General features: G+C 62.4%; 12 protein-coding genes. 5 read left to right on the top strand and 7 right to left on the bottom strand.

All coding sequences use genetic code 11. The annotated features are described in order from the left end of the window. The first annotated feature begins 494 nt into the window (after window positions 1-494). Window positions 495-662 carry a hypothetical protein gene (locus ACLKMW_RS14820; RefSeq protein WP_415725221.1) on the top strand — a complete coding sequence of 56 codons (168 nt, stop codon included), beginning with the start codon at window positions 495-497 and terminating at the stop codon, window positions 660-662. 31 nt (window positions 663-693) lie between these two features. On the opposite strand, the gene ACLKMW_RS14815 is transcribed toward ACLKMW_RS14820, so the two are convergent. Beyond that, entirely contained in the window at window positions 694-1044 is a 351-nt protein-coding gene (locus ACLKMW_RS14815) for an excalibur calcium-binding domain-containing protein (RefSeq protein ID WP_415725220.1), read from the bottom strand. Window positions 1045-1933: 889 nt separating this feature from the next. Here ACLKMW_RS14815 and ACLKMW_RS14810 point away from each other — a divergent pair. From ACLKMW_RS14810 to ACLKMW_RS14795, 4 genes are all read left to right on the top strand, one after another. Beyond that, window positions 1934-2164: a HipA N-terminal domain-containing protein gene (locus ACLKMW_RS14810; protein ID WP_415725219.1), complete on the top strand. Its 231-nt coding sequence runs from the start codon at window positions 1934-1936 to the stop codon at window positions 2162-2164. Window positions 2165-2208: 44 nt separating this feature from the next. Next, a complete protein-coding gene (locus tag ACLKMW_RS14805) occupies window positions 2209-2802 on the top strand; it encodes an SOS response-associated peptidase (RefSeq protein WP_415725218.1) in 594 nt (197 codons plus the stop codon). A 34-nt stretch (window positions 2803-2836) separates the two neighbouring features. Next, window positions 2837-3307: an NUDIX domain-containing protein gene (locus ACLKMW_RS14800; protein ID WP_415725217.1), complete on the top strand. Its 471-nt coding sequence runs from the start codon at window positions 2837-2839 to the stop codon at window positions 3305-3307. Between the two features lie 370 nt (window positions 3308-3677). Further along, window positions 3678-3893, top strand: a complete 216-nt coding sequence (locus ACLKMW_RS14795) for a KTSC domain-containing protein (protein WP_415725216.1) — start codon at window positions 3678-3680, stop codon at window positions 3891-3893. Here ACLKMW_RS14795 and ACLKMW_RS14790 read toward each other — a convergent pair. From ACLKMW_RS14790 to ACLKMW_RS14765, 6 genes are read right to left on the bottom strand one after another with little or no spacing between them, the layout of a single operon-like run. Then, on the bottom strand, window positions 3844-4512 hold the full coding sequence (locus ACLKMW_RS14790; RefSeq protein ID WP_415725215.1) for a DinB/UmuC family translesion DNA polymerase: 669 nt from the start codon (window positions 4510-4512) through the stop codon (window positions 3844-3846). The genes ACLKMW_RS14795 and ACLKMW_RS14790 overlap by 50 nt on opposite strands. Next, the gene (locus tag ACLKMW_RS14785; RefSeq protein ID WP_415725238.1) at window positions 4418-4789 is read right to left on the bottom strand and encodes a Y-family DNA polymerase; all 372 of its coding nucleotides are present in this window, start codon (window positions 4787-4789) and stop codon (window positions 4418-4420) included. The genes ACLKMW_RS14790 and ACLKMW_RS14785 overlap by 95 nt, the downstream gene beginning before the upstream one ends. After that, window positions 4743-5045, bottom strand: a complete 303-nt coding sequence (locus ACLKMW_RS14780; protein WP_415725214.1) for a Y-family DNA polymerase — start codon at window positions 5043-5045, stop codon at window positions 4743-4745. The genes ACLKMW_RS14785 and ACLKMW_RS14780 overlap by 47 nt, the downstream gene beginning before the upstream one ends. 4 nt (window positions 5046-5049) lie before the next feature. Further along, on the bottom strand, window positions 5050-8328 hold the full coding sequence (locus ACLKMW_RS14775; protein WP_415725213.1) for an error-prone DNA polymerase: 3279 nt from the start codon (window positions 8326-8328) through the stop codon (window positions 5050-5052). After that, a complete protein-coding gene (locus ACLKMW_RS14770) occupies window positions 8325-9848 on the bottom strand; it encodes a Y-family DNA polymerase (protein WP_415725212.1) in 1524 nt (507 codons plus the stop codon). The genes ACLKMW_RS14775 and ACLKMW_RS14770 overlap by 4 nt, the downstream gene beginning before the upstream one ends. After that, window positions 9763-10524 (bottom strand): ImuA family protein, encoded by a 762-nt coding sequence (locus ACLKMW_RS14765; protein WP_415725211.1) that lies wholly within the window; start codon window positions 10522-10524, stop codon window positions 9763-9765. Before ACLKMW_RS14765 ends, ACLKMW_RS14770 begins: the two co-directional genes overlap by 86 nt. Window positions 10525-10923: the final 399 nt, after the last annotated feature.

Raw genomic sequence — 10923 nt, 5'->3', positions numbered from 1 at the left:
TGAAGGACCGGCAGGGACCGGTTTCGTGCAGGATACCTCCTGCTATCATAGAGCGTCGCCACCCACGCGCGGAGATCGGCTGATGCTCGCAATCCGCTTCATCAACTAGGCGGCGTCTAGGATCGCGGCTGAGGTCACCAGTGCCATCAAAAAGCCCGCCGTCTTGAGAGGTATGAGACGGCGGGCTGCGGTCACCTCGCCGATTGGGAAAAACGAGGTGGTGTGGGAGGAGGGGGAAACCACTCTGCCCGGCTATTGTTCCACCATCGCATAAAAGCAAAAAAGCGGGCCGTAATGCCCGCTTCGGTTCTTAGACATGCGGACCGCCGGTACCTTCGTGGTCGACACATCATCAATTAGGGCAAATGCGGCTGCTGCTCGGACCGAGGCAGCCAAAAAGGTGAGCGACGATCCAAACCCTAGTGCGAACGCCGAGGTTGCGTCCTGCACAGGATGGCGATTAGATCGCGCCAAAGCGGACGGGCGGTTGAATTATGTTCTGGTTTATCGTTGGCGCTGCACTTGGCTTGGCGCAGTTGATTATCAACCTGGTTAGAAAGCCCATTTCGGGCGAATATGCCACCCAAGCCTTCGGCACGGCGGTGGTTCTAGGTGCAGCAGTGTACGGAACCACTTTGTGGTTGGTTTCGCATATCCTGTGAGAGCCTCATCATGTGCGCTGAGGCCGGTTAACTATCTCGGCCAAGGCTCGCACGCCCAACCGTCTCGATCACGATCGTGCGACAGCCAATACCCTGGCTGGCCGCGACGTGCAGGGGCAAGACCGACAGCTCGCGCGGCATTGCAGTTGGGCGCAGCAGCCAAGTGACCAACGGCATCCCACACGCTGTTGACCTCAATGGATCGCAGGGGGTGCCAAGCAATTACGCCTGAGAGCGCCAGGATTGCTAGCGCTATCACAAGCCACCACAGGCGGTCATCGATGCGTGTTCGCTGCGCCTTCTTCAAATGGTAATCATCTTGGAAGCTGTACCGTCGAGCGCCCCGCAAGTTGGCTTGATAGTCGATCTTCCGCTTGAGCATGGATGGATTTACCCCGACATGAGGTCACCATGCCAGACGGAGGCAAACTAGCTGTTGCCGCTTGTGCTAAACGTTTAACTATCGCTGTGCCCGTCGTACGCTCGGACACCCGGTCGGGTCCCTACCCTGCCCGCCTGGTCGGTCTGCCCCCCGTTCTCGAAATTCTATCAATGCGCTGACCTGTGCCGTCGATGGAGAGTTTGCCGCGCCTACGGCGTCCGTGATTTTGCTCGGTCGCCCCTCGATGGCCTTGCTTGCTCACGTATGCCTCAGTAACATGAAGTTTATGCGCGGCAAGGCCGTCTCGCAGCCTGCCTATCGCGCCGCCAAACCACGCCGCTCCATCACTTGTAGTGGCCGAACAGCGCGCCAACGATCATCAGGATAAAGCTTCCCGCGGCCATTATCTCGCCGCCAGCGCGACACTTCTCAACCGCAGCCTTGGCTGTGTGCCCGCCCATGTAAAGGCCAGATAGAGGACATCAAATTGAAAGAGGATCTTCTTCGCATCCGGCCTCGAAAATAGCATCGCCCTCGCGCCCCCAGCCCTTATGCATTCAGCAGCACGGGATCCATTCATCCCGCACGGGGTGTTTTTGTTGGTGTGTAGCAGGTGAGTTGTCTAATCATCCCGTTCGGGTGATTTATGCAAACGATCACAGACAAAAAAGCCTCGGCCCTTTTGATCGCAAGGAACGCAGGGCGCCGATCTCACCCAGGAACAGCTCGCCGGGCTCACGGGGAGGTCGGCATGCGTTGCGTGCGCGAGCTTGAGGCAGGAAAGGAGCGCTGCCAAGCTCGGCCGCCATTCATGTGGCGGCAGCGCTTGGCCTGAGAGTCTCCGCCGGCAGCCGACGGGAGAGCGCGCCATGAGCCACCTGCTGCACGTATGGTCGTGAAGCGCAGGCGGCACCCTCGTCAGGATGAAGGCGGAGCTCTCAGCTATGCCTATGCCGCAGATTATCTCGCCGGACGAGAGCCGCGTGCCATTTCCTTTTCCATGCCGTTACAGGGGGCGGCGTTCACCGACCGGGTCGTCCGTCCTTTCTTCTCCGGTCTGCTGCCTCATGAAGCAGCGCGACAGCGACTGGCGGGCGCACTCAGCATCTCTGCTTCATAGATTTCGACCCTCGTCAGTCATCGCAATCAACCTATGTTGTCTGTATGTGCAACGACTATGAGCAACACATCGCGTGGGCCGAATATTGCGAACTCATGCAGTATTTGGAGTTGAAGATTCCGAAGCAACAAAGCGCGCTTGATCTTCCAATCGCAGATGACATCAAGATTGGCGATATCGGACCTGTGATGCGGGCAGCAGGCAACGCGATAGAGCTTACTCCGATGCGGTTCGGCTTTCCGCCTGCCAATCCCAAGGGTGGTCCCGTCTTCAATTTCCGGTCAGAGGGCAGACGGTTTGGGGGCAGCAATCGCTGCCTCGTCCCAGCCAGCGCCTTCTTTGAGTTTACGGGCAAGAAATACCCGAAGGCCAAGCATCGATTCACCTTGCGAAACGCGCCCTTCCTGGCGATCGCGGGCCTTTGGCGCGATGGCCAAGGCAACCAGCCGCCATCTTTCACGATGCTGACGACAGAACCGGGGCCGGACGTCGAGCCGTATCACAACCGGCAGGTCGCGGTGCTGCGGCCGCACGACTGGGTATCGTGGATTCATCTCACCAAATCGGAAGGGGAGTTGCTCAGCCCGCTTCCTGCGGGTTCGCTCGATGTCGAAACGGTGCGTGCCGGCTCCGACTAGCCTAGCCTAGGGGTGGCCCGCCTTGGGGATCGAAATGGCAGAGCGCAGTGCCGGATTGCTGATTTTTCGGCGAAAGCACAGACAGATTGAAGTTTTGCTCGTCCATCCAGGCGGGCCGTTCTGGGCGAAGAAGGATCTCGGAGCCTGGTCGATACCGAAAGGACTCATTGACCCTAGGGAAGACGAGTTAGCGGCAGCCATGCGTGAGGTCGAGGAGGAGATCGGTACAAGAATTTGTGGCCGCTTCGAGCGACTTGGCGAGTACAAGCAGCGTGGCGGGAAAATCGTTATCGCCTGGTCGGTGGAGGCGGATGTCGATATCGATGTCGCAGCGATTGAAAGCAACACCTTCACGCTGGAATGGCCGCCCCGGTCGGGCACGATGAGGGAATTTCCCGAAGTGGACCGCGCCGGCTGGTTCAGCCTCGCCGAGGCCGACGGCAAGATCCTGAAGGGGCAAAGGGCCATTGTCTCGGACTTCGCGGAACGGCAAGCGCGCGCGTGATCGGCCTCCTTCTTAGGCACGCAACGTTCGCAGCGTCATCGAGTAGCGATGCGCAGCGAGTGGCGGAATGCTGTGCTCCCAGTCGGTGCGGGCAGCCCCCGTCATCAGATATGCCGGCCGCAGACCGGTCGCCGATGATAGGCCTTCGAGCCGTTCTCGCGCCGCTGCCGGTAAGTAGGGAGACGCCGGCCCCGTCTTCGAAATGCGGCTTGTCTCCACACCAGCCGATCCCCTCGGCCCTCGCGGACGAGTTCTGGTTCCCTCCGCCGCGATCAGGTCCGCCTCGTACCGAAGCCTGCGGCAGATCGTTCTGTATGCCGATAGGGAACCTGACGGACGCGCTTCAGTTGTCGGATTGACGGAGGTCGAGATGCCATCGACGTTGATCCGCAACATCGAATACGACGAAGCGACGAAGACCCTTTCGGTACGGCTGGTGACCACCAACGATCGTTACGTCTATGAGGGCGTCGATCCTCGAACCTATCAAGCATTCAAGTCGGCCTTCGTGAAGGGCCGTTTCTTCAACCGTTTCATTAGAGGGCAATACAAGTATCGCGTGGTGGCCGAGGATGATGACGGCTAGGCCAGTACCTTCGGCTACAAATCCTTTTCGGCGAGTTTACGGAATTCGTCTGGGACGGATTGCGAGGTTTCAAGGATGGTCGATCCGTATCCGACGGCCTGCCATCCATCGCGTCTATCGCACGATCGGCGTCTGAACGCGCAATGCCCATTCGCGTGCCGGGCCGGCGTTTTTCGTCGGCGAGTCCGAGCGGAAGATCGAGCTGCATTACGGCCGGGCTTTGCAGGTGCGACAGCGAAATCGGCGTGTCGAGTGTGATCGATCGGGTAACGGAACGCAGATCGGCGAAGCGAACGCGGACCGTCACCGTCCGACCTGCCAGGGATTTTGCGCGAAGCCGGGACCCTACCCTGTCGGCCAGATGAAGCAGGGCTGGCCGGAAGACGCGTTCTTCGGCCGGCCTCCTGCCGAGTGCCGACGGGGCGCCAGCCGAGCTCGCCCGATGTCGAGTCCTGATTTCTCGCGGATTGCGGTTCCAGGCCAGGGCTCGAAGCTGTTCTCCCGCCGCATGTCCCAGACGTTTCTCAAGCGAGTGCCCGGGCGCATGTGCCAGCTGCCCGATGGTAAGGATTCCCTGCGCAACCAGCTTCGTCCTGGTGACAGGGCCGACGCCCCACATGAGTTCGATCGGCAGGTCGTGCAGGAACTCGAGTTTCGGTTGCCGGGTCGATCACGACAAGGCCGTCCGGCTTCGCCACCTGGGAGGCGATCTTGGCGAGATGCTTGGTGCGGGCGACGCCGACCGAGATAGGCAAGCCGAGCTCCGTTCTGACGCGGCCCCGGATCGCCGCGGCGATATCCCGTGGCGAACCGAAGAGACGCGTGCAGCCGGCAACGTCTGCGAAGGCTTCATCGATCGAGATCCGTTCGACAAGCGGTGTGAAATCGCCAAGTATCTTGATCGCCGCGTCGCCAAGACGCTGGTACTGCTTGAAATGGCCGGCGACGAAACCAGCGCGGACAAAGTTCGCGCGCCGTCCGTCCCAGCATGCCGCCGTGCACGCCGGAGGCCTTGGCCTCGTATGAAGCAGCGAGCACTACACCACCGCCAACCGCGATTGGCTTGCCGTGCAGGCTGGGATCGAGCAGTTGCTCCACCGATGCGTAGAAAGCATCGAGATCGGCATGGAGTATGGTCGCTGTCGTGTCCACGTCGCTACCGAAAATTCCGCGCCTTCACTTTGATTTCCCGGATGTGGCCGTAGGGATCGTAAATGTCACGCGGCCGGATGCCTCGAGGCGGCAGCTCGCGCGGATCAGGCGCCGACCCGCCGCCGTCGCGGATCTGGTCGCCGCGGCCATGCGGCAAAGGAAAGGCATGGTCGCGTTCGCCGACATTTGCCAGATCGGCCGAAAGGTCTGTCAGATGGCGGGCAACGAGGTGAACCACCTCGCCCTCCCGCTGGATGCGGCCCTTCACCCCCAGCATGCTGCTGCCCAGAACCACGCGCCGCTGCTTTTCAAAGACTTTCGGCCAGATGACGAGATTGGCGATGCCGGTCTCGTCCTCGATGGTGATGAACATCACGCCCTTCGCGGAACCGGGCATCTGGCGCACCAGAACCAAGCCCGCCGCTTCCAGCCATTTGCCCTCACGCGCGCCCATCGCCTCGGCGCAGGACACGATGCGGCGACGACGTAAATCCTCGCGCAGGAAGCTGACGGGGTGGTCGCGCAGGGTGAGGCCAACATGGCCATAGTCTTCGACGACCTCGCCACCCGAGGTCATTGGCCGCAAGGCGACCGTCGGCTCCTTGATCTCCGGCATGATGCAGGATTCACCTCGGGCTGCGGCGGCGAAGAGCGGCAGGGGTTCGTCGCGAAGCGCTTTGATCGCCCACAACGCTTCGCGGCGCGCCAATGCAAGTGACGGCCGGAACGCATCCGCCTCAGCCAACTGGACAAGAGATGCCGCAGGCACCCGCGCGCGCCGCCACAAATCATCGAAAGAGACAAATGGCTGGTCAGCGCGTGCGACAATGATCGCGCCGGCATCGGCATTGGCAAGACCACGCACCATGCGCATGCCAAGGCGCACAGCGAACCTGTCCTCGGCTGGCGTCGCCTCAAGCGTGCAGTCCCAGCGCGAAGCGTTGACGCAGACCGGCCGAACTTCCACCCCGTGGGCGATCGCATCGCGCACGATCTGGGCCGGCGCATAAAAGCCCATGGGCTGCGCGTTCAAAAGTGCCGCGCAAAACACGTCCGGATGATGGCATTTGATCCACGACGAGGCGTAGGCGATCAGCGCGAAGGAGGCAGCATGGCTCTCCGGAAAGCCGTAGCTGCCAAAGCCCTCGAGCTGAGAGAAGGTCTTTTCGGCAAATTCCCGCTCGTAGCCGTTTTTGACCATCCCCCCGACCAGCTTGTCCTTGAAGGCGCTGACGCCGCCCGTGTGCTTGAAGGTAGCCATGGCGCGGCGGAGCTTGTCGGCTTCGCCCGGCGTGAAGCCGGCACATTCGATCGCCACACGCATGGCCTGTTCCTGAAAGAGCGGCACACCGAGCGTCTTGCCGAGCACCTTTTCCAGTTCGGGTTTCGGATAGACGACATCCTCCTTGCCTTCGCGGCGGCGCAGATAGGGATGCACCATGTCGCCTTGAATCGGGCCAGGTCGGACGATCGCTACCTCGATGACGAGGTCGTAGAAGGTCCGCGGCTTGATCCTCGGCAACATCGACATCTGCGCACGCGACTCGATCTGGAACGTGCCCAACGTGTCGGCCTTCCTGATCATTGCGTAGGTTCTAGGGTCCTCGGCCGGGATCGAAGCCAGGTCGAGATCGAGGCCCTTGTGATTGGATAGGAGATCAAAGGCGCGTTTCATGCAAGACAACATCCCGAGCGCCAAGCAGTCGACCTTCATGAAGCGAAGGACATCGATGTCGTCCTTGTCCCACTCGATCACCTGCCGGTCGACCATGGCCGCCGGCTCGATCGGCACCAAGTCGTTCAGCCGATCGTTGGTCAGAACGAAGCCGCCGGGATGCTGGGAGAGATGCCGCGGCGTGCCGATTAGCTGGCGGGCGAGGTCAAGTGCCAGACGCAGTCTTCTGTCGCCGAGATTGAGGTTGAGCTCTTCGGCGTGTTTGGCCTCAATCCCCTCCTTCGACCAGCCCCACACCTGGCCCGAGAGCATTTTGATGACGTCCTCGGTCAGGCCGAGCGCCTTGCCGACATCGCGCAACGCTCCTTTAGAGCGGTAGCGGATAACGGTGGAGCAGAGTGCCGCATGGTCCCGGCCATAGGTGTCGAATACCCATTGCATGACCGTCTCGCGCCGCTCATGTTCGAAATCGACGTCGATGTCGGGCGGCTCGCGTCGCTCCTCGGAGACGAAGCGCTCGAACAATAGGTCATTGCGGTCGGGATCGATCGAGGTGATCCCGAGCACATAGCAGACGGCGCTGTTGGCGGCAGACCCACGGCCCTGACAAAGTATCCCTTGAGAGCGGGCGAAGCGGACGATCGAATTGACGGTGAGGAAATATGGTGCGTATCCGAGCTTCTCGATCAGCTGCAATTCGTGCTTGAGCGAGGCGCGCACCTTGTCGGGCAAACCTTCCGGGTAGCGCCCACCGGCTCCCTCCCAGGTCAGCTGTTCCAACGCCTGCTGTGCGCTCAGGCCCGGCATCGTCTTCTCCTCCGGATATTGGTAGGCGAGTTCGTCGAGGTTGAAGCGGCAGCGGTCGGCTATCTCGAGGGTTCGGGCAACCGCTTCCGGATACCTTGAGAACAGGCGCGCCATTTCCACGCTGGACTTCAAATAGCGGTCGGCGTGCCGTTCGCGCCGAAACCCGAGCTTGTCGATCGTGACACCACGGCGGACAGAGGTGACGACGTCCTGCATCAGCCGGCGATCCGGCGCGTGGAACAGTACGTCGTTGGTGACGACGGCGGCCACGTCGATCGCGCTCGCCAGGTGCGACAAACGGTGAAGCCGCAGCTGGTCGTTGGGACGCCGACGCAAGGTCATCGCCAGATAGGCGCGATCGCCGAACGCGTCGCGCAGCCGACGTAGCCGCATCGCGCAGAGGTCATCGGCCTCGTCGGGTATGAGGACGGCTATCAATCCTTCGCCACGGGGGACGACATCCTCCCATTCGAGATGGCACTTCGCCTTGCCTGCCCGTTTCTTGCCGAGCGACAGCAGCCGGCACAGCCGCGCGTAGGCCGGCCGGTCCGTCGGATAGACGAGCAGCGATGTGCCGTCGGTTAGATCGAGGCGGCAGCCGACGATCAGGCGGACGCCTGTCACTTTGGCCGCTTCATGGGCGCGCACAATGCCAGCAAGGCTGTTGCGGTCGACGATTGCCAACGCTTCGATGCCAAGTCCCGCGGCCTGGGTAAACAACTCCTCGCAAGAACTCGCGCCGCGCAAGAACGAGAAATGCGAGGTGGCCTGCAGTTCGGCGTATCGGGCCGTGTCGGTCATGCGAAGATCCCGTGTAGGAACCATTTGTGTGACCCGGTCGCGGCATCTTCGCCGTCCCCGGCGCGAAAGATCCAGAAGCGCTCTCCAGCCTCGTCCTCGACCTGGAAATAATCCCGAACAGCGGTGAGTTCGGCGTCGCGCTTCCACCATTCGCCGAAGATGCGTTCGGGCCCGTCGGCGCGCCTCACCCGGCGACGGATGCCGCGCCACGTGAAGGTCACCGGCGGATGGTCGGGCAGGAGCGCCACCGTCTCGATCGGCTCCGGCATGGGCAGAAGTCGTGTCGGGCGCGGCCATTGGATCGGCCAGTCCTCCCCGCAATCGGGTGCCGCCGGCGCGATCTTCATGACCGAACGCTCGGGCACCTCGCTCTCGACAGGCGCGAAACGATAGAGGCGTCCCTCACCGACACGATTGGCCAGTGTGTCGATCAGCTCCGAGACATCGGCCTGCGGCTTATCGATCAACGAGGAGACCGCCTGCTTCGGCTGTAGCGGTTCAGCAAGTGTGGCGGCAAGCCGCATCAGCTCGATCCCGAATCCCGGATCGACAGTCTCGATTTTGTCGGTGAGCAGTCGGGTCAGGCGCTTGGCATCGCGCACCGGCATCGCCGTGCCGACACAGATTGCCTCGATGCCATTGTCGACGCGGCCAAGGAGCAGATCGAGCCTGCGCGCCCCAAGTCCCCTTTCCTCCAGGACCGCGCAAAGCTGATCGACGAGCCTGCCCGCATACCGGGCGATTGTCTCGGCCGACCCGATCGGTTCGCCGAAGGCGCAACGCACTTCGACGATGTCCATTGGCCGGATCGGTTCGACCGGTTCGTTGATCCGCCCGATCGCCTGATCGAGACGACGGCCAAGCTCCGGGCCGAAGCGAAGCGTCAGGGGCGCGCGCGGGCTCGAGGTGAGGTCGCCGATGCTCTCGAAACCCAGCCTGCGAAGACTGTCGACCATGTCGCCTGGCAGGCGCAGTGCAGCAACTGCCAAGGACAGGATTGCTTCAGCGCTTCGTCCCGGACGAGCAACCAGCGTTGGCCGTGCCGCAAAACGGGCGAGCGCATGCGCGGCACCCCAGCTGTCGGCCATTGCCGCCTGCGCGGTGAAGCCTGCGGCGGCAAGCCGGCACAGAATGTCGGCTAGCATGGCATCTTCGCCACCGTGTAGATGGGCAGCGCCAGTGGCATCGATCACCAGCCCATCGGGAGGATCGGCAGAGACGACTGGCGAGTAGCGCCGGAGCGCCCACAGCGCCAGGCGATCCAAAGCCTCGCTGTCGCCTTGCGGATCGGCGTCCTCGACGTGCAGGTTCTGCACCAGAGCCTGCGCCTTTGACGCCGGCATGCCGACGCGCAAGCCGAGTCCTTGCGCTGCCGTGTCAGCGGCGAGCACGACACGGCGGCGTCCGTCGCGCCCAACCAGGATGAGCGGCTTGTCAGCCGGCGGCGCGGCGGCGCCCGATTTCCTTCTGAAGCGGTCTGTCGGCCACAACGGAAGGAAGACGGATACGACCCTGGGCATCGCATGCCTCCACTTCGAAATCTGTGCTTTCGCCGGCACGGCAACGGATCAGCTCGACATGCCAACGGGCCCGCCCGACGCCGGGGACCGGCAACGGCGTCGACGGCAGCGCCGATACCCGCCAGCGAGTGACGGCTGCTGTTGGCTGCCCGAACTCCATGGTGTCGGCCTGTCGCCGCCAACGACGAATTGCGATCCCGATCACGCCGGAGCCTTCCCCGGCAAGCTGCAGCCGTCGCGAGGCCGTCATCGACAGGCGAGCGACTTCGGCGACCACTGCCCCGAGACCACGATGGCGCAGTCCTTCCTCGAAACAGGCGAGAACCGCCTTCTCGTCGCCGGCCTCGACATAGATCACCCGGTCCGGCGACAGCCCCGCCTGCGCAATTGCTGGCGCAAACAGGTCCTGCCGCGTTACGCACCATAGCACCTTGCCGACCGTGCGCGCGGCAATGCCTGCCGCAAACAACGCGGCGGCCGCGCCGTCCAACGCTCCGTTGCCGCCACCGGCCACCTCATGCAGGCTGCCCAGCGCCAGTCCGCCTCCCGGCAGAACACGGTCGATCGCGGGAACACCGAACGGCAAAACCTCGCGGGCACGTGCGGCCGCGCCTTCGAGGCGGGCAACGCGCTCTCGAAGCTGGGCAATGGCGATAGGGGGCGCCGATGCACTCATCTTAACCTTAACGTCGGACGTCGGTGATATGTTCTACATTTGTTCCGTTCGGAACGAAGAGTCAATCGGGATGGCGGGTGCCGTTGCGAAACGACGATGCCGGCAGCTTCCGACCAATAACGCTCCAAGTCGGCGCCAATGGCGCGCCCGCGCCCGGAGCCTACGCCAAGGTGTTACCGACAAGTATAAGCACCGCAACAATACGAACGGCATTGGGCACAATCTTCGACAGGAAACACCGCAGGCCTTTGCCGATGCAGTCATTTGATGTCGACATCAACAGCCAAGCGCGGCAGCGCTGCCGTTGGGCAACCTCTTCACGAGAGCGCATTCGATTGAGTTCGGAGGCCCGTCGGGCGCAAGGTCCCGAATAACTCAGCGCAAAGGAATCAGCTATTG

This window comes from Borborobacter xinjiangensis (assembly GCF_047739745.1).
Classification (GTDB): domain Bacteria; phylum Pseudomonadota; class Alphaproteobacteria; order Rhizobiales; family Rhizobiaceae; genus Pseudaminobacter.
Note: the sequence above shows the minus strand (reverse complement) of the source record. Positions and strands in the feature narration are given on the sequence as shown.